Origin of the sequence: Methylobacterium cerastii (assembly GCF_022179125.1) — a bacterium.
GTDB classification, from domain to species: domain Bacteria; phylum Pseudomonadota; class Alphaproteobacteria; order Rhizobiales; family Beijerinckiaceae; genus Methylobacterium; species Methylobacterium cerastii.
Genome location: NZ_BPQG01000110.1, coordinates 1 through 18,408 on the forward strand (window position 1 = coordinate 1; position 18,408 = coordinate 18,408).

General features: G+C 68.6%; 18 protein-coding genes. 11 read left to right on the top strand and 7 right to left on the bottom strand.

The genetic code is table 11. The features are described from left to right. Together MFF13_RS24780 and MFF13_RS24785 are read left to right on the top strand one after the other, a co-directional pair. On the top strand, positions 1-139 hold a 139-nt coding region (locus tag MFF13_RS24780), incomplete at its 5' end, for a winged helix-turn-helix domain-containing protein (protein ID WP_238273244.1). A gap of 223 nt (positions 140-362) precedes the next feature. Next, complete coding sequence (locus MFF13_RS24785) at positions 363-758, top strand: endonuclease domain-containing protein (RefSeq protein WP_238273239.1); 396 nt, start codon at positions 363-365, stop codon at positions 756-758. Positions 759-764: 6 nt separating this feature from the next. Here the strand turns inward: MFF13_RS24785 and MFF13_RS24790 are convergent, their stop codons facing one another. After that, a complete protein-coding gene (locus MFF13_RS24790; RefSeq protein WP_238273240.1) occupies positions 765-1,763 on the bottom strand; it encodes a magnesium transporter CorA family protein in 999 nt (332 codons plus the stop codon). 209 nt (positions 1,764-1,972) lie between these two features. Here MFF13_RS24790 and groES point away from each other — a divergent pair, with 209 nt between their 5' ends. From groES to MFF13_RS24805, 3 genes are all read left to right on the top strand, one after another. Beyond that, positions 1,973-2,260, top strand: coding sequence for a co-chaperone GroES (gene groES / locus MFF13_RS24795; protein ID WP_055886789.1), 288 nt, complete (start codon positions 1,973-1,975; stop codon positions 2,258-2,260). Positions 2,261-2,344: 84 nt separating this feature from the next. Then, positions 2,345-3,997 (top strand): chaperonin GroEL, encoded by a 1,653-nt coding sequence (groL, locus tag MFF13_RS24800; protein ID WP_147751053.1) that lies wholly within the window; start codon positions 2,345-2,347, stop codon positions 3,995-3,997. A 304-nt stretch (positions 3,998-4,301) separates the two neighbouring features. Then, a complete protein-coding gene (locus MFF13_RS24805) occupies positions 4,302-7,757 on the top strand; it encodes a DNA methyltransferase (RefSeq protein ID WP_306422447.1) in 3,456 nt (1,151 codons plus the stop codon). A 19-nt stretch (positions 7,758-7,776) separates the two neighbouring features. Here MFF13_RS24805 and MFF13_RS24810 read toward each other — a convergent pair whose 3' ends face one another. After that, complete coding sequence (locus tag MFF13_RS24810) at positions 7,777-8,415, bottom strand: peptidase inhibitor family I36 protein (RefSeq protein ID WP_306422448.1); 639 nt, start codon at positions 8,413-8,415, stop codon at positions 7,777-7,779. A gap of 396 nt (positions 8,416-8,811) precedes the next feature. On the opposite strand from MFF13_RS24810, the gene MFF13_RS24815 reads away from it, so the two are divergent. The 3 genes from MFF13_RS24815 (at position 8,812) to MFF13_RS24825 (ending at position 11,811) form a co-directional block, all read left to right on the top strand. Continuing rightward, on the top strand, positions 8,812-9,105 hold the full coding sequence (locus MFF13_RS24815) for a hypothetical protein (protein ID WP_147754075.1): 294 nt from the start codon (positions 8,812-8,814) through the stop codon (positions 9,103-9,105). Positions 9,106-9,233: 128 nt separating this feature from the next. Next, positions 9,234-11,348, top strand: coding sequence for an ABC transporter ATP-binding protein/permease (locus tag MFF13_RS24820; protein ID WP_238273242.1), 2,115 nt, complete (start codon positions 9,234-9,236; stop codon positions 11,346-11,348). Between the two features lie 163 nt (positions 11,349-11,511). Further along, a complete protein-coding gene (locus MFF13_RS24825; RefSeq protein ID WP_147754077.1) occupies positions 11,512-11,811 on the top strand; it encodes a hypothetical protein in 300 nt (99 codons plus the stop codon). Between the two features lie 141 nt (positions 11,812-11,952). Here the strand turns inward: MFF13_RS24825 and eda are convergent, their stop codons facing one another. The 3 genes from eda to MFF13_RS24840 all read right to left on the bottom strand — a co-directional run bounded on the left by eda (position 11,953) and on the right by MFF13_RS24840 (position 15,666). After that, on the bottom strand, positions 11,953-12,567 hold the full coding sequence (eda, locus tag MFF13_RS24830) for a bifunctional 4-hydroxy-2-oxoglutarate aldolase/2-dehydro-3-deoxy-phosphogluconate aldolase (RefSeq protein WP_147765143.1): 615 nt from the start codon (positions 12,565-12,567) through the stop codon (positions 11,953-11,955). Positions 12,568-12,590: 23 nt separating this feature from the next. Then, on the bottom strand, positions 12,591-14,414 hold the full coding sequence (gene edd / locus MFF13_RS24835; RefSeq protein ID WP_147832145.1) for a phosphogluconate dehydratase: 1,824 nt from the start codon (positions 14,412-14,414) through the stop codon (positions 12,591-12,593). A 142-nt stretch (positions 14,415-14,556) separates the two neighbouring features. Continuing rightward, a complete protein-coding gene (locus tag MFF13_RS24840; RefSeq protein WP_373322607.1) occupies positions 14,557-15,666 on the bottom strand; it encodes a type II asparaginase in 1,110 nt (369 codons plus the stop codon). A gap of 178 nt (positions 15,667-15,844) precedes the next feature. On the opposite strand from MFF13_RS24840, the gene MFF13_RS24845 reads away from it, so the two are divergent. Both MFF13_RS24845 and MFF13_RS24850 read left to right on the top strand, forming a co-directional pair. Continuing rightward, positions 15,845-16,060: a hypothetical protein gene (locus MFF13_RS24845; RefSeq protein WP_147832141.1), complete on the top strand. Its 216-nt coding sequence runs from the start codon at positions 15,845-15,847 to the stop codon at positions 16,058-16,060. Between the two features lie 120 nt (positions 16,061-16,180). Continuing rightward, positions 16,181-16,429 (top strand): hypothetical protein, encoded by a 249-nt coding sequence (locus MFF13_RS24850; protein WP_147832139.1) that lies wholly within the window; start codon positions 16,181-16,183, stop codon positions 16,427-16,429. An 11-nt stretch (positions 16,430-16,440) separates the two neighbouring features. Here MFF13_RS24850 and MFF13_RS24855 read toward each other — a convergent pair whose 3' ends face one another. Next, positions 16,441-16,716 (bottom strand): hypothetical protein, encoded by a 276-nt coding sequence (locus tag MFF13_RS24855; RefSeq protein WP_147832137.1) that lies wholly within the window; start codon positions 16,714-16,716, stop codon positions 16,441-16,443. 12 nt (positions 16,717-16,728) lie between these two features. Then, positions 16,729-17,613, bottom strand: a complete 885-nt coding sequence (locus tag MFF13_RS24860; RefSeq protein WP_373322608.1) for a DNA/RNA non-specific endonuclease — start codon at positions 17,611-17,613, stop codon at positions 16,729-16,731. A gap of 507 nt (positions 17,614-18,120) precedes the next feature. Here MFF13_RS24860 and MFF13_RS24865 point away from each other — a divergent pair. Beyond that, positions 18,121-18,408 (top strand): 1-deoxy-D-xylulose-5-phosphate synthase N-terminal domain-containing protein (locus MFF13_RS24865; protein WP_283205838.1); only part of this gene is annotated, 288 nt, incomplete at its 3' end.

The window sequence follows — 18,408 nt, forward strand, 5'->3', positions numbered from 1 at the left end:
CGGCGCCGGGGGGCTGGCCGCCGAGCGCACCATCGACGTGCAGATCAACCGCCTGCGCCGCAAGACCGAGGTCGACCCGGCCAACCCGACCTTCCTGCAGACCGTGCGCGGCGTGGGCTATCGGCTCGCGGTGGATTGAGGCGATTCCGGATCGGGCGCGGGTTCCTTCTCCCAGGGTGAGAAGGACAGGATGAGGGGCGTGAGGCGTCAGGAAGGACCGCGCCGGTCGCAACGTGTCTGCCGGATTCGGTCCGGCAGCAACATGGGCTCGTCGATCGGCCGACGCTGTCGACCTTGCGCGCAGTTCGGTGGCGTTACGCCCCTCATCCCAACCTTCTCCCCCTGGGAGAAGGAGCCATGTCGTGGAAGACGCGGGATTTCCGCCACCGTCGCGCCGTGAGGCCTTTATGGAGCAGATCGCTTACGCGCGGGGTTTGCGTCGCACGCAGACGCGAGCCGGAGCCAAGCTCTGGTCCGTGCTCCGAAGGCGCCAACTGAACGGGTGGAAGTTCCGGCGCCAGTGCCCCATCGATCGCTATGTTGCGGATTTCGTCTGCATCGAGGCGAACCTCATCGTGGAAGTGGATGGCGCGACCCATTCCACGATGCAGGAATGCGAGCGGGATGCGGTTCGCACCCGTACCCTTGAATCCTGCGGTTTCGCGATCCTGCGCGACACCAACGCCGAGATCGCCGAAAACCTCGACGGCGTGCGCGAGACGATCCTCGCCGCGGTCGAGCGGCGGCTCTCCGTCTGATGCGTCTCAGAACCAGCCCTTGATCCGGAACACCACGATCGGGATGATCGCGCTGGCGAGGATCAGGCTTAGGGCGTAGGGGTAGCCGTAGGCCCAGTCGAGCTCGGGCATGTGCTTGAAGTTCATCCCGTACATCGAGGCGATTAGCGTCGGCGGAACGCCGACCACCGAGACGACGGTGAGCACGCGGAAGACGTTGTTCTGTTCGATGTTGATCAGGCCCAGGGCCGCGTCGAGGAGGAACTGGACGTTCTCCGAGAGCCGCGTCTCGAACTCGTCGAGGGATTCGATGTCCCGGCGGATCGTCTCGAAGCGGGCGTCGGTCTCCTCCTGAGCCAGCACCTGCTCGCAGGCGCCGGCGACGAAGGGCACGATGCGCTCGAGCCCGAGCAGGCTCGCCCGGATCTTGCCGAGCACCTTCCCGCGGCGGGCGATGCCCCGCAGGATGCGCCGCAGCGCCAAGTCCCGCCGGCGCGGGGGCGCCGCCTCGTCGGATTTCGCGGGCCGGGCGCGCACGTCGAAGTCGAAGATGCGGGTGGAGAGCCTGTCGAGCTCGGCGCCCATGTCCTCCAGGGAGTCGGCCAGGCTGTCGACGAGCTCCTCCATCAGCAGCAGGAAGACCGCGATCCCGGTCTTGGCCTCCTCGCCCTCGTGGACCCGCTTGCGCACCTCGGCGAAGGCGCGCAGCTCATGGAATCGCACCGTCACGAGGTGGTCCTTCGTCAGCACGAAGCCGAGTGGGTTCAGGACCGAATCGGTGCTCTCGAAGGTGATCATCGGCGTCGAGAGCGACAGGCCGTTCTTCAGCCGGCGCAGGCGGCTCGAACTCTCGACCTCCGACAGCGCCTTGCGCGAGGGCACCCGGACGCCGGTGGCCTCCTCGACCGCGCGGGCCTCCTCGGGCGTCGGGTCGTTGAGGTCGATCCACACGGCCTGCGTCGGGACGGCGGCGCCGCCCGCCTCGCTCGGCGCGAGCGCGCCCTCCGGTCCGTGCAGGCTCAGCATGGCAGGATCTTCCGTCGGCGCGTGCGATCAGGGGAGAAACCCGGCGCGCGACGGCCGTCGCAGGGTGCGACAGACTTGACTCGCCAAGGGGCCGCGGCTATCTCGCCCGCAGCCTTGGCACTCATCTTTCGAGAGTGCTAACGGCAGGGTTGGACGCGGACCACCGCGGCATCAACGCCGTTTCGCGAATTCAAACAAGAGGGCAGCTCATGAAGTTCCGTCCGCTGCACGACCGGGTCGTCGTCCGCCGCATCGAAGGCGAAGAGAAGACCAAGGGCGGCATCATCATCCCCGACACCGCCAAGGAGAAGCCGCAGGAAGGCGAGATCGTCGCCGTCGGCCCGGGCGCCCGCGACGAGGCCGGCCGCATCAACGCGCTCGACGTCAAGGCCGGCGACCGCGTCCTGTTCGGCAAGTGGTCGGGCACCGAGGTCAAGATCGACGGTCAGGACCTCCTGATCATGAAGGAATCCGACATCATGGGCGTCGTCGCCTAAGGTCTTCGGACACCTGACTTAAACCGCCCTTCGAGGCCCGAACCGGTCTTGGGGCTTCCCCACCAACGAAAAGGAATCCTGCACATGGCAGCGAAAGACGTTCGTTTCTCCTCCGACGCGCGCGACAAGATGCTCCGTGGCGTCGACATCCTCGCGGATGCCGTCAAGGTGACGCTCGGCCCCAAGGGCCGCAACGTCGTGATCGAGAAGAGCTTCGGCGCGCCGCGCATCACCAAGGACGGCGTCACCGTCGCCAAGGAGATCGAGCTCGCCGACAAGTTCGAGAACATGGGCGCCCAGATGGTGCGCGAAGTGGCCTCGAAGACCAACGACATCGCCGGTGACGGCACCACCACCGCGACCGTGCTCGCCCAGGCGATCGTCCGCGAAGGCGCCAAGTACGTCGCCGCCGGCATGAACCCGATGGACCTGAAGCGCGGCATCGACCTCGCCACGGCCGCCGCGGTGAAGGACATCATCGCGCGCTCCAAGAAGGTCGCCTCGTCCGAGGAGGTCGCCCAGGTCGGCACGATCTCGTCGAACGGCGACAAGGAAATCGGCGAGATGATCGCCCACGCCATGCAGAAGGTCGGCAACGAGGGCGTGATCACGGTCGAGGAGGCGAAGACCGCCGAGACCGAGCTCGACGTCGTCGAGGGCATGCAGTTCGACCGCGGCTACCTCTCCCCGTACTTCATCACGAACGCGGAGAAGATGGTCGCCGAGCTCGAGGACCCCTACATCCTCATCCACGAGAAGAAGCTGTCGTCGCTCCAGGCGATGCTGCCGGTGCTCGAGGCCGTGGTGCAGACCGGCAAGCCGCTGGTCATCATCGCCGAGGACATCGAGGGCGAGGCGCTGGCCACCCTCGTGGTGAACAAGCTGCGCGGCGGCCTCAAGGTCGCGGCCGTGAAGGCTCCGGGCTTCGGGGACCGCCGCAAGGCGATGCTCGAGGACATCGCGATCCTGACCCAGGGCCAGATGATCGCCGAGGACCTCGGCATCAAGCTCGAGAACGTCACCCTGCCGATGCTCGGCCGCGCCAAGCGGATCCGCATCGAGAAGGAGACCACCACGATCATCGACGGTTCGGGCGAGAAGGCCGACATCGAGGCCCGCGTCGGGCAGATCAAGGCGCAGATCGAGGAGACCACCTCGGACTACGACCGTGAGAAGCTCCAGGAGCGCCTGGCCAAGCTCGCCGGCGGCGTCGCGGTCATCCGCGTCGGCGGCGCGACCGAGGTCGAGGTCAAGGAGAAGAAGGACCGCGTCGACGACGCGCTCAACGCCACCCGCGCGGCTGTCGAAGAGGGCATCGTCCCCGGCGGTGGCACCGCCCTGCTCCGCGCCAAGAAGGCGGTCGCCGCCCTCTCGAGCGACAACCCCGACGTCCAGGCCGGCATCAAGATCGTGCTGAAGGCGCTCGAGGCCCCGATCCGTCAGATCGCCCAGAACTCGGGCGTCGAGGGCTCCATCGTCGTCGGCAAGATCACCGACAACACCTCTTCCGAGACCTACGGCTTCAACGCCCAGACGGAAGAGTACGTCGACATGATCCAGGCCGGCATCATCGACCCGGCCAAGGTCGTGCGCACCGCCCTGCAGGACGCGGCCTCGGTCGCCGGCCTGCTCGTCACCACCGAGGCCATGATCGCCGACTCTCCGAAGAAGGACAGCGGCGCCTCCATGGGCGGCGGCGGCGGCATGGGCGGCATGGGCGGCGGGATGGACTTCTAAGTCCCAGCCACCATCGCAAGGTCGGAAAGAGGGTCGCCGCAAGGCGGCCCTCTTTTCGTTTGCGTCCGCCATGCTTGGGAGACTCTAGATTTATTTTTTCTCCCGAATGGCGCTGGTGATCGGCCCGCGAGCGATATGCGCATATGCTAAAATTTCAGCAAGTCGCTCTAAAATATCGTTTATTTCCAGCCACCGCGGGTACTTTCAAGGGAGAGCGATCTTCCAAAGCCAATCTAGCATATGACTTGAGGTTGATTTCTCGACCTGGATGAGATTTCCTTCCGTTCGGCGGGGGGAGACGGGTTTGGACGTCGAGGGCTTCATCGAACGCTGGACCGCACGCGAGGGCGGTGCGGAGCGCGCGAACTACCAGATGTTCCTCAGCGAGCTCTGCGACGTGCTCGGCGTACCCCGACCGGAGCCGGCCGGCGGCGACACCGCCCGCAACGACTACGCCTTCGAGCGCGCCGTGCGCCTGCGCGCGGGCGACGGCGGTACGGCTCCCCGGCGCATCGACCTCTACCGGCGCGGGCACTTCATCCTCGAAGCCAAGCAATCGCGCTTTCCCGGCGCGAAGAACGCGCCGCGGCAGGTCTCCGCCGCCCAGCTCTCCCGGCTTGCCGCCGAACCGGAACAGCTCGGGCGCCGGGCCGCCACGAAGGGCTGGGACGTGATGATGCAGAACGCCCGGCGCCAAGCCGAAGGCTACGTCTTCCTGTTGGATCCCGAGCATGTGGCACCGCCCTTCCTCATCACCTGCGATGTCGGCCACGCGCTGGAGGTGTTCGCCGATTTCTCCGGGACCGGGCGGGCCTACGTGCCGTTTCCCGACCGCCAGGGCTTCCGCATCTTTCTCGAAGACCTGCGCGACCCGGCGGTGCGCACCCGGCTCGCGGCGATCTGGACCGACCCGGGCAGCCTCGATCCGGCGCGGCATGCGGCCAGGGTCACTCGCGAGATCGCCGCGCGGCTCGCCGCCGTGAGCAAGGCGCTCGAGGCGGACCATGCGCCCGAGGAGGTCGCCCACTTCCTGATGCGCTGCATTTTCACGATGTTCGCCGAGGGCGTGGACCTGCTGCCGAAGGGCAAGTTCACCAAACTGCTGGCAGAATGCGCCGAAAGCCCGGGCGTCTTCGCTCCGCTCCTCTCGGACCTCTGGGCCAAGATGGACGCGCCGCGGGAGCAGGATCGCTTCTTCTCGGGGTTCCAGCAGCACCTGCGCCTCTTCAACGGCAACCTGTTCTCCAACGCGACGGCGTTCCCGCTGGCGCGCGAGGAGATCGGGGAGCTGCTGGCGGCCGCCCGGAAGGACTGGACGGAGGTCGATCCCGCGATCTTCGGCACGCTGCTGGAGCAGGCCCTGGACAAGGCGGAGCGGCGACGGCTCGGCGCGCATTACACGCCGCGCGTCTACGTGCAGCGTCTCGTCGAGGCGACCGTGATGCAGCCGCTCCGGGCCGACTGGCAGGCGGCGCTCATGAGAGCGGAGACCGCCCACCAGGGCGGGGACGAGAAGGCGGCGGTCGGCCACGTGCGTGCGTTCCACCGCACGCTCTGCGCCACCCGCGTCCTCGATCCGGCCTGCGGCACCGGCAACTTCCTCTACGTCGCGCTCGAGCTGATGAAGACCCTCGAAGGCGAGGTGCTGGAGACGCTGGCGCGCCTGGGCGAGCCCGAGAACATGGGGCTGGATCGCGAAACCGTCGATCCGCACCAGTTCCTCGGTTTGGAACTGAACCCGCGCGCCGCCGCGATCGCCGAGCTCGTGGTGTGGATCGGGTACCTTCAGCAGCATTACCGGACCCGCACCGGACACCCGTCCGAGCCGATCCTGCGCGCCTTCAAGAACATCAACTTCGGACGCGGCGAAGGCTACGATGCCGTCTTGACCTGGGACGGCTATCCGCTTCCGACGATCGTCGAGATAAATGGCAGACGCGTCGAGACCTATCCGAAGGCCCGGCGGCCGGACTGGCCGGACGCCGATTTCATCGTCGGGAATCCACCGTTCATCGCAGGAAGCGACCTGCGCGGCGAATACGGACACGGCTATGCCTCAGCCGTCTGGGCCGCCTATCCGAACGTCCCCGGCGGCGCGGACTTCGTGATGTGCTGGTGGGATCGGTCGGCCGTCCAGCTTGCGGGGCCGATCCTGAAACGGTTCGGCTTCGTGACGACGAACAAGATCGCACAGGGATTCAGTCGCAAGGTCGTCGCCCATCACCTGGGTCTCAAACGCCCGATCCGCATCGCGTGGGCGATCGACGATCACCCCTGGTATCGCGGAAAGGGCGGCGTCGCGCAGGTCCGGATCGCGATGACGGTCGGCGATCGAAAAACGACGGCGGGACGCCATCTAAGAATCAAGCAGGAAAAGCTCACCTCCGACGAGCAGATCGCAGTCGAATACGTGGAGGAAGACGGCATCATCAACGCGGACCTGACGATCGGCGCCGACATCACGAAGTCAAAGGCGCTTCTCGCGAACCGAGGCTGCTCTCACGACGGTGTGAAGTTGCACGGAAAGAGGTTCGTCCTGAACGAGGCGGAGGCTGGCCTGCTCGGGGTCGGGACACGCGCGGGCATCGAGGAATTCATACGGCCGTACCGGAACGGACTCGACCTGCGATCCGTCAGACCCTCCAGGCTCGTCATCGACATGTACGGCCTCGCTCCCGACGACATCCGAGCGCGCTATCCCGAGGCCTATCAACGTCTGCTCGAGGTGCTCGACGAGCGTCAGGACGCCATCGACCAGGTCCGCCTCAAGGGCCGCGAGCCCAGCAAGGATGTTCTGGCGTACCGGGACTTGTGGTGGCTCTTCGGCAAACCGCGCCCCGAGATGCGTTTCGCGTTGGCGAATCTCGGCCGGTACATCGGCACGATCGACACGGCGAGAAAACGCCTCTTTCAGTTCATCGACAGTGATATCCTATGCGATGACAAGATCGTCGTGATCGCGATCGAGGATGCGGCCACCCTGTCCATCCTGTCGTCCCACATCCACGTCACATGGGCCGAGCGCTCCGGCGGCTGGCTCGGCGTCGGGAACGACTCGGTCTACTCGAAGACGCGTTGCTTCGACCCTTTCCCGTTTCCCGAACCGTCTGCCAAGCTGAGGATGCAGTTTCGCACGATGGGAGAGGAGCTGGATTCGACGCGCAAGGTCATCCAGGAAGAAAATCCCGACCTGGGCCTGACGGAGGTCTACAAGCTGCTCGACCTGATCCGTGCCGGAGCCCCGCTCAGCAGTCGGGACGAGGACGTGAGAACGCGCGGGCGCGTCCTCATCCTGCGGGAGCTGCACGACACGATCGACCGGCTGACCGCCGACGCCTACGGATGGCCGCACGGATTGTCCGATGCGGACATCCTGGTCCGGCTCGTCGCGCTCAATGCGGAGCGGGCCCGCGAGGAGGCTGCGGGCCATGTGCGTTGGCTTCGGCCCGACTACCAGATCCCGCGCTTCGCCGGAGAGATCGGGGCGAGGACCGAAGACCTGGATCTCGGCGAGGCCGAGATCGCGATCGGCAGGGACTTGCCGGCGTTCCCCACGGACCGCAGCGAACAGCCCCTCGCGGTCGTAGCCATCCTTCGCAGAGTCGACCGCCCGATGGACGCGGCCGCCCTCAGTCGCGGGTTCAAGCGCGGCGGCAGGCGCATCGAGGCGCGGGTGGCGCAGATCCTCGCTACGCTCAGCCTCTACGGCCACATCGTCGAAGCCGGCGACGGTCGCTTCCTTGGACGACGCGCCGCCTGATGCGGTGCGGCGGCCCGGTTCAGCCCGCCCGGCGTCCGCAGCGGACGTAGGAGGCTGTGCCCTTTCCGCTCGTCCAGGTCAGGCGGTCGCCGTCGACGACGAGGCGGACCTGCGACGACCAGCGCCGGCCGCGGTCGGCGCAGTCGGCGGCCATCACCCAGGCGTTGCCGGTGCGGCGGCCGTCGTGGAAGCTGCAGATCGTCCGCCCGGCGCTGGCGCGGTCGGGGGTGATCGTCGCGGGGATGTAGCCGCGCCGGCGCGAGCGCCGGCCGCAGGCGGCCTCGGTCGGCCCCCAGGTGCCGACGTACTCGGCGCGATCCATCCGCGGGACCGGCGCCGGGGCCGGCATCGGCGCGGCGGCGACGGGGGCGGCCTGGGGCTCCACGGCGACGCTTGGCGAAGGCGCCGTCGGGGCCTGGACCGCCGCGACCACCGGCTGCGGCAGCGGGGGAAAGCCGAAGGCGGGGGGCTCGGGCAGGGCTGCGGCGGCGGGTCGGAACGGCATGTCCTCGTTGAGGAACGTGAGGCTGTAGCCGAATAGGATGCCCCAGCCGGCGGCGAGCGCAACGAACAGCGCGATCCAGCGCTTCGACACGGCACGAACCTGTCCGCCGCCCTGCTCCGCCGGGCCCGCGTCGAGCCCCACCGCCATGGCCATCCCGTCCTCCCCTCAGCGGACCGTGCGCACCGGACGCCGACACCCCTCGCGACCCTCGACCGACGCCGTGTCGGCGCCAAGTCGCCGCCAAGTCGCCGCCCCGCACGTCGGGTCCGGGCACCGGTCGCCAGGACCATCCGCTCCTAGAACCTTGGCGCGAACGCCGCGGGATGCGCCAAATACGCATCGCGGGCGACGAAATGTTAACCGGTCTTCCGTCTCGGGAAATCCCTAAACCGCGCGAATACGGCGGCGTGGCGGCGACGGATTGCCTGTGGGTCTTCGACGTAACACTTCCGACGTTGCATTCGTGCCATGGCGGGCCTGCCGATTCACTGCCATGTTCGGCAGCCGATCCGTTTGGGATCGCTCCCCCGAGGCACCCGATCCCCCGCGATGAGATGCTTCGCCACGGCCCTTGTGATCGCCCTCGCCGTCGGGCCGGCTGCGGCGCAGACGCGGCAGGCGACGCCGCGGATCGCCTGCGCCGACGCGATGGCGCTGGTGAAGCGCGGCGGCGACGTGACGATCGCGGTCGGCGCCGGACAGCCCGAGCGCGTCGTGCGCGACCGCAGCTTCTGCGACCTGTCCGAGATCGCCGAGCTCCGCCTCGTGCCTACTCGCGACAACCCGCAATGCCCGATCGGCTATCGCTGCCGCGAGCCCGGCTTCGAGGATTGGAACTGGTAGGCCGCCCGTTCACGCGCGGTTGAGCGTCGCGCGCCTCTTGGTGCCACGATCTCGCCACGACCCGCCTTCACTGCCGCCGGGAGGGCTCCGACAACGGAGCCGACCACCAAGATCACCGGGAGACGCGCGTGGCCGCACTTCGAAGCGGGCTCGGCTTGCAGGCCGTGCTCACGGCGCTTGCCGCCCTCGTGCTGCTGGCGGCGCCGGGCGTGCCCTCCCCGCCGCTCTACGTGTCGCTCGCGGGCTTCGCGATGGCCGGCATCCTGCTCGCCTCGGCCAACCTCTCCGCCTACCTGAAGGTCTTCGTCGCGGTCTACGGGATCGGCTACCTCGTGCTGGCCGGCGGCAAGACCCTGGCGGCGATGAGCCTGCTGCCGCCGACGCTGGCCGCCCTGCTGCCGCCGGCCTTCGCGGCCACCGGTGCCGTCGTGTTCGGCGGCCTCGTCCTCGCGATCTCCTACCTCAAGCCGATCCGCGCGATCACCCTGATCGCCGACCCCTACTTCGCCAGCCGCGAAGCGCCGACCGCGGAGATCGGCCCGTTCCGGTTCTTCGGCAACACCGAGGGCAAGGTCGGGCAGCGGCTGGTGGCGCTGTCGATCTTCATCACCTTCGCGCAGGTGGCGCTGCAGCTGCGCCTGAACTTCTGGTTCCGAGACCTGTTCAATGCCCTGCAGGAGTACAACGCCGACGCGTTCTGGTACCAGCTCGTCTGGATCTTCGCGCCGCTGGCCACGGTCTGGGTCGTGGTCGGCATGTTCGACACCTTCGTCGACGCGTCGCTCCACCTGCGCTGGCGCACCTGGCTGACCCGAAGCTTCTACGAGCGCTGGCTCGACGGCGGCACGCATTACCGCATCCCCTTCACCGGCGAGCACGCCGACAACCCGGATCAGCGCATCCAGAGCGACGTCAACCTGTTCATCTCGCAGACGACGACGCTCTCGATCCGCCTGCTGTCGCAGGCTGCGACCCTAGTCTCGTTCATGGTCATCCTGTGGGGGCTGTCGCGCGACTTCGTGCTGCCGTTCACCGACACCGTCGTGCCAGGCTTCCTCGTCTGGCTCGTGGTCGGCTACGCCCTGGTCGGCACCTGGCTGACGCATGTGATCGGGCGGCCGCTGATCGGTCTCGACTTCCGGCAGGAGAAGGTCGAGGCCGACTTCCGCTTCTCGCTGGCCCGGTCGCGGATCTATTCCGAGCAGATCGCGCTGCTGCGCGGCGAGCGCGCCGAGAACGTCAGGCTGAAGAGCCTCTTCCACGAGATCATCGACAACTACCTCGGCATCATCTACCGGCGGATCAAGCTCGGCAGCTTCACGCTGTCCTACAGTCAGATCAGCGTGGTGTTCCCCTACATCCTCGCGGCGCCGAGCTACTTCCTGAAGAAGATCACCCTCGGGCAGTTCCAGCAGACCGGCGACGCCTTCTCGAGCGTGCAGTCGTCGCTGTCGTTCTTCATCAACTCCTACGTCACGATCGCGGCCTACAAGGCCAACACCAACCGTCTCGGGTCGTTCAAGCGCGCCATGACGCTGGCCGAGGCGTATTCCGCGGCGACCGACGGGCTCGGCCACGGCAACGCCAGCAAGGCCGACGTGACCGCCACGGGGCTGACCCTCGCCCTGCCCGACGGGAGGACCATCGTCACAGCCGACGGCCTGTCCCTGACCAAGGGCGCGGCGACCCTGCTCACCGGCCCGTCCGGCTCGGGCAAGTCGACCCTGTTCCGCGCGATCGCCGGCATCTGGCCGTTCGGCAAGGGCCGGATCGACGTCCCGGCCGGCCAGTCGGCCCTGGTGCTGCCGCAGCGCCCCTACATCCCGCTCGGAACCCTGCGCGGCGCCGTGTGCTACCCGAACACCACGGACCAGTTTCCGGACGCCGCGATCCGCGAGGCCCTCGTCGCGGCGCAGCTGCCGGCGCTGGCCGACCGCCTCGACGAGGTCGACGCCTGGGACCAGCGCCTGTCCGGTGGCGAGCAGCAGCGCTTGGCCATCGCCCGCGCGGTGCTGGCCAAGCCCGAATGGCTCTTCCTCGACGAGTCGACCACCGCGCTGGACGAGGCGAGCGAGGCCGGCATCTATCGCATGCTGCGCGAGAGGCTGCCCGGGACCACGATCGTCTCGATCGGGCATCGCTCGACGCTGCACGCGTACCACGAGCGCCGGGTCGACATGCAGGCGACGGGTGACGGATTGTTCAGCCCGCGCGAGCTTCGCGCCGTCGCGCCGGCCGAATAGAGCATCCGCCGCAACGAAGGCTCGCATGTCGAGCCGGCTTTTCAATGATCGAAGGGCGAGACGGGACGAATCACCAATCGCAATTGCCGATCGGGAATAAGAAAGGAACCCTCACGCAGTCGTGACGTTTGTACCCCGCTATCAAGAAACTGCGGAGAAACGCATGACCAAGATCACGACTTTCGCCAGCGCCGCCGCCCTCGTCCTGATGTCGTCGGCAGCCTTCGCGGCGCCCTGCTCGACCGGGACCACGGTCACGCCGAACAAGGACGCCAGCAAGTCCTCGACGGTCGATCCGAGCGCCACCGCCAACACCAGCCCCGGCGCCAAGGGCGAGTCCCCCGGCACGGTCGGCGCGATGAACAAGGCAGGCTCCGCCGCGACCGCCACCTCGCCCGCCGACGTGAACGCGCAGGACAAGGGCAAGCCGACCGCCGCGCAGGCCGCCAGCAACGATTGCTGATCGACTTCGATCGCAGCTGAGATCGCGCCCGCTCCGGGAGACCGGGGCGGGCGTTTTCGCGCGTTTAGAGCATGTTGCATGATCTATTGCGTGGTCGCATTTTCTTCACGCGAGCCGGCGTCCACCTCGCTCGAAAATGCTTTAGCCGCGCAGCCCCGTCGCCACGAGGGCGCACTTCCGGATTGCGTCCACGTCCGGCGCACCGGGCTTCACCACCCAGCTTCCGCCGACGCAGAGCACCGCACCGAGCGCCAGCCATTCCGGCGCCGTCGCCTCCGAGATGCCGCCGGTCGGGCAGAACCGGACCTGGCCGAACGGCGCGGCCAGCGCCTTCAGCGCCTTGATCCCGCCCGAAGCCTCCGCCGGAAAGAACTTGAACCGGTCGAGCCCGTGGTCGAGGCCGCGCATGATGTCGGCGGCGTTCGAGACCCCCGGTAGGTAGGGGATGCCGCGCTTCAGCGCCGCCTCGGTGAGCGGCGCGGTGAGGCCCGGGCTGACGATGAAGGTCGCGCCAGCCTCGATCGCCGCGTCGAGGTCGCGCTCGTTGAGCACTGTTCCGGCGCCCACCACCGCGCCCTCCACCCGCGACATCGCGCGGATCACGTCCAACGCCGCCGGCGTGCGCAGGGTGACTTCGAGCGCTGTAAGCCCGCCCTCGACCAGGGCGCGGGCGATCGGCTCGGCGTGCTCGACCTCCTCGATCACGAGGACGGGGATCACGGGGACGGAGCGCATCAGCGCGTCGATGCCGGTCATGGTGCGTTCCTTGTCCGTTGATCTCAAAGGCCGGCGGCGGCGAGCATCGCCGAGGCGCCCTGCTCGGCTCCGTCCGCGCCGTGGCGCATGAAGGCGAACAGCTCGCGCCCGGTGCCGGTGGCCGGCGGCGGTGCCACGGCGCCGTCGCGGGCGGCGAGTTCGGCGTCGTCGACGAGCACCTGCAGCAGGCCCTCTTCCGCGCTGAGGCGCACGATGTCGCCGTCGCGGATCTTAGCGATCAGGCCGCCGCCCAGCGCCTCGGGGCTGAGGTGGATCGCCGCCGGCACCTTACCTGAAGCGCCCGACATCCGTCCGTCGGTGATGAGGGCGACCTTGTGGCCGCGATCCTGGAGGACGCCGAGCTGCGGTGTGAGCTTGTGCAGCTCCGGCATCCCGTTGGCGCGGGGACCCTGGAAGCGCACCACCACGACCACGTCGCGCTCGAGCTCGCCCGCCTTGAACGCCTTCAGCACGTCGTCCTGGTGGTCGAAGACGCGGGCCGGTGCCTCGATCGTGCGGCGATGCTCCTCGACCGCGCTGGTCTTGAAGGTGGCACGGCCGAGGTTGCCCTTGACCAGCCGCATCCCGCCGTCCGCCTGGAACGGCGCGGCGGGCTTGCGCAGCATCGTGTCGTCCAGGCTCTCGGGCACCGCATCCTCGAACGTGAGGTCGTCCCCCGAGAGCTTCGGGTCGCGGGCGTGGTCGCGCAGGCGCGCGCCGGACACGGTGAGGATGTCGTCGTGCAGCAGCCCGGCATCGATCAGGCTCGCCATGACGAAGCTCATGCCGCCGGCCGCGTGGAAGTGGTTCACGTCGCCCGAGCCGTTCGGGTAGACGCGGGCGATCAGCGGCACCACGGCCGAGAGCCGGTCGAAATCCTCCCAGTCGAGGACGATGCCGGCGGCGCGCGCCATCGCCGGCAGGTGGATCGCGTGGTTGGTCGAGCCGCCGGTGGCGAGCAGCCCCACCACCGCGTTGACGATCGCCTTCTCGTCGATGCAGCGCCCGAGCGGTCGGTAATCGTTGCCCGATGCGCCGATCTCCGACAGGCGGTGGATCGCAGCGCGCGTGACCGCCTGGCGCAGCTTGGTGCCCGGGTTGATGAACGAGGCGCCCGGCATGTGCAGGCCCATCACGTCCATCATCATCTGGTTGGAGTTGGCGGTGCCGTAGAACGTGCAGGTGCCGGCGCCGTGATAGGAGGCGGATTCGGATTCCAGCAGCTCCTCGCGGCCGACCTTTCCCTCGGCATAGAGCTGGCGGACGCGCTGCTTCTCCTTGTTGGCGATACCGGTCGGCATGGGGCCTGCCGGAATCAGGATCGTCGGCAGGTGGCCGAAGCGCAGCGCGCCGATGATCAGGCCCGGCACGATCTTGTCGCAGATGCCGAGGAGCGCGGCGCCGTCGAACATGCCGTGGCTCAGCGCCACCGCGGCCGACAACGCGATCGTGTCGCGCGAGAACAGCGACAGCTCCATGCCGCGCTGGCCTTGCGTGACGCCGTCGCACATGGCCGGCGTGCCGCCCGCGACCTGCGCCGTCGCGCCGACCTCGCGGGCGAACAGCTTGATCTGCTCGGGGTAGCGTCCATAGGGCTGATGCGCCGACAGCATGTCGTTGTAGGCGGTGACGATGCCGATGTTCATCGCTCGGCCCGAGCGGATCGCGGCCTTGTCCTCGCCCGACGCCGCGAAGCCGTGGGCGAGGTTGCCGCAAGCGAGCGTTGGCCGATGCACGCCGGATTCGCGCTCGCGCCGGATCAGGTCGAGGTAGGCGGCCCGGGAATCGCGCGAGCGCTCGACCACGCGCGCCGTCACGGCCGCGACCACCGGATGGATCTCTGTCATCGCAAGTCCTCTCAACGGCCCGGATGCGAAACGCTCCGGGGCCGTCCTGTGCGCTGCCGACTTTGGGCCGGCCGGCGAAGGTGCAGATCCCTACGCCCCCGACCTGACCACAAGATGGCGGGACCGGTCGGGGGCTTCGGGCTCAATACTGCCAGAAGATCCGCTGCAGCTCCTTGGTGTCGCTGGTCTTGGTCAGCGCCACCGCCGCGAGGATCTTGGCCTTCTGCGGGTTCAGGTCGTGGGCGACGACCCAATCGTAGGTGTCGTCCGGCTGCTCGGCGTTGCGCAGGACGAACCCGTCGGGCACGCGCGAGGAGCGGATGATCAGCGTGCCCTTCGCGCGGATGTCCTTCAGCGTGTCCACGAGGTAGCCCGGCACCGAGCCGTTGCCGGTGCCCGCGTTGACGATCGCCTTGGCGCCGGCGTCGACCGCGGCCTTGTAGGCGCCGGGGAACATGTTGCCCGAGCCGTAGACGATGGCGACCAGCGGCAGCGCGTCGATCGTGTCGATGTCGAACTCGGAGCTGGTGCCGTGGCGCTTGTCGAGGCTGCGGAAGAAGTAGGTCTTGCCCTCGACCACCATGCCGAGCGAGCCCCACTGGCTGAAGAACGCGCTCGGAACGATGTTGGTGCGCTTGGTGGCGTCGCGGCCGGACTGGATCTGGTCGTTCATCGTCACCATGACGCCCTTGCCGACCGCCTCCTTGCTGCCGGCCACCGCGACCGCATCGAGCAGGTTGAGCGCGCCGTCGGCGGAGATGGCGGTGGAGGGGCGCATCGAGCCGACCACGACGATCGGCTTGTCGGTCTTCACCACGAGGTTGAGGAACAGCGAGGTCTCCTCGAGCGTGTCGGTGCCGTGGGTGATGACCACGCCGTCGACGTCGCTCTGCTTGACCAGCTGCGACACGCGTTTGGCCAGCTGCACGAGCTGCGCGTCGGTGAAGCTCTCGGAAGCGATCTGGAAGACCTGCTCGCCGCGGACGTTGGCGATGGCCGACATCTGCGGCACCGCCGCGATCAGCTTGTCGACCCCGACCTTGGCCGCCTGATACGTCGCGCTGTTGGCCGCGTCCGCGCCGGCGCCGGCGATGGTGCCGCCGGTGGCGAGGATCACCACGTTCGGCTTGCCGACCTTGGCCTCCACCGCCGCGTCGGACATCTCGCGCCCGATCGCCGCCCCGGGCAGCGACAGGCTCGCGAGGAGAAGGGCCGCGAGCGCGGCGCACCGGCTGGATCTGACAGGAAGCATCGACACCCCTTCGCATGGATCGCCGCGGCGCGGCGCATCGGCCGCATCGTAGGCCGGCCCATCCGCGAGGCAAGAACGAAGCCGTTCGTTCGCGCGACCGAGCCGCGCGACCGTCACGCCGGATCGAAGCGGCAGCTTGAGCGTTGAAGATGGGTCGTCCCCCGGGAAAGGCGCCGCCATGCTGACCTTCGCCAGCCTTCTGCGGGAAGTCGAGGCCAACGCCCCCGCCCGCGAGGCGATGTCCCTCCTCGACACGGCGCTCGCCCGCCGCACCTCCGACGAGCAAGGCGCGTTCTGGCGGGCGATCGACATCTACTACGTGTCTCGCAAGGCGCCCGGCGCCCAGGCGAAACCCGAACCGCCTGCATTGGTCGCTGCGACGCAGGCACCGTAGCGCCCGCGCTTCATCCGTCCGTGTCCACGCTTCGGTCACGTCGGACTTGCGCGCCGGCCTCGCTTCGGCCGATCACGCGGGACGCGCGGTCGCCAGCGGCCCGGATCAAGCAGGAACCCTATGTCCGAAACCGACGACGAGCCGCTCGACGCCGTCTCGCGCCTCTACGCGAAGATGCTGGCGATGGAGATCGTGATGGGCGTGCTGATCGGGCGCCTGTCCGAGGAGGACCCGGAGGTGCGCGAGGACGTGAAGCGCGACGTCGCCGTGCTCCTGGCCGACATGCCGATCGATGGCGCAAGCGAGGAGCTGATCGCCGGCGAAGTCCGGCGCGCCGCGGAGGCCCTGACCAGCGTGCGCATCGCCTGAAAGCCGCGCCGTCAGGCGAAGGGGTTCTTCACCACCGTCGGCGCGGTCGTCGATTCGGCGACCTCGGCCGGCAAATCCGCCGCCTCGAGCGCGGCGACCACGGCGTCGATCGTGGCCTTCAGCGCGCGCGCCTGCGCCAGGCCGACCTTGTCCCGCGTGATGTCGAGGGAGCCGTGCAGCGCGATCGTGTCGGGGCCGTTCTCGAACGCCAGTGCGCCGACGATCCTCACCGCCGCCGCATCCGCAAAGGGCTCGAAGGCGGGCTCGCCATCCTTGGGCTTCGTCATCGCAAAGGATCCTCAGAAGATCGCGCGGAGCAGCTGGCGCAGGGCGCGGTGCAGGGCGCGCGCGGCCTCGTGGCCGAGCCAAGCGCGCCAAGTCTGCTCCCGACCCTGGGGGCGGTGGTCGGCGACGTCGTCGCGGGAATAGGCGCGCGGCTCCGGCAGCGTCATCGCCGAGGCCTTCTGGCTCGGCGACAGCGACGGGAACGCGTCGATCCCGGCGACGCCGCGCAAGGCATCGAGGGAGATCGCCTGCCAGGTCCCACCCGCATCGTTGGGCGCAAGGTAGGCGCCGCCCTCCCCCGCGCCCGGATCGTAGATCGCCTTGAACATCTGGCTCGGCACCAGCACGCGGCCGTTGATCGAGGCGAGCGCGTCGCCCGCATAGACCGGCCCGGTCACGACGAAGAGCTGCCCGCGCCGGGTCGCGAGCCGGCGCGTGCTCTCCTCGATCGCCGCCCAGAGGCTTCGGTTCAGGGCGCGGTTCTGCGGGACGACGTTGGCCAGGCTGAAAGATTGTGCCTGCGCCGCGCCGGTCGGCATGTCGCCGGCCGGCGCGAGATGGCCCCGGTCGAACCCGCTGCGGACGTAGTCGTCGAGCCGCGCGCGCTCGTCGGCCGGGACGCGGTCCTCGTCGTGGAAGGCGTCGATCCGCTCGACCCGCCGCGCGTCCGAGACGCTCGCCCGGGTCAGCCGTTCGGCGGCGTAGAGCGGCGCGCGCGCCACCCCGGAATGCAGCACCGCATAGGCGTCGAAGCAGAGGGGCAGCGTCTTGGCGGCGAGCTTCGGATTCGTCAGTTCAGGGGGGCGGTTGTCGACGAACAAGGCCGGGCAGCGTTCCGCGGCGCGAACCGGACCGAGGCCGAGGATTAGGGCGACGAGGGCGATTCGTCCGCGGCTCAAGAGCACGCGCGAACCCTGCGCGGCCCCGACGGCGTCGGGCGCTCGCGCCAGGTGCAGGGGCGACCGAGCGTGCCCTCGAATGGGCGGACGTCGCGGTCGGGGGCGCCCGGCACGGTGCGAACCGGGCAGTCGCCGAGAAAGGCACACGCGAACGTGAACACGTCGTCGACCGGGCGCGGCTCGGCTTCCGCGCGCGCGCTGAAGACGAAGGCGAGAATCGATAGGAATCCGGACAGCACAGCACGGAGCAACGCGGGCCTCATGTGGCAGCGAGGGCACGAAAGTGGGAAAATCCAGGGATGAAACATTGATCGGATCCCACAAGGTCCGTAATTGGCACTATCATGACAGCGGCCGTACCAACGTTCCCGCGAGCGGGCGACGGCGAAACCGGCCGGAACGACCCCGTCGTCATACGGGAGGCGGACCGCGCATCGGCCGCCTCGGATCGACGCGGCCTGCCACTGATGCCCTTCGGGCCGGAAGTCATAGCGAGCGAGTGGTTCATTGACACGTCAAGAAACATCCCCCTCGATTTTGGACGGTTTGTCTGAGACGTCTGCGTTGCGTCTGTTGCCGGAGAGCGACCTTCCGGCGGTTGCGGAGGCGGTTCGGTCTGAGATGATCGAGACCGTGTCGGTGACGGGCGGGCATCTCGGGTCCGGGCTCGGGGTGGTCGAGCTGACGGTGGCGTTGCACCACGTGTTCGACACGCCCGACGACCGGATCGTGTGGGACGTCGGGCACCAGGCCTACCCGCACAAGATCCTGACCGGCCGGCGCGACCGGATGCGG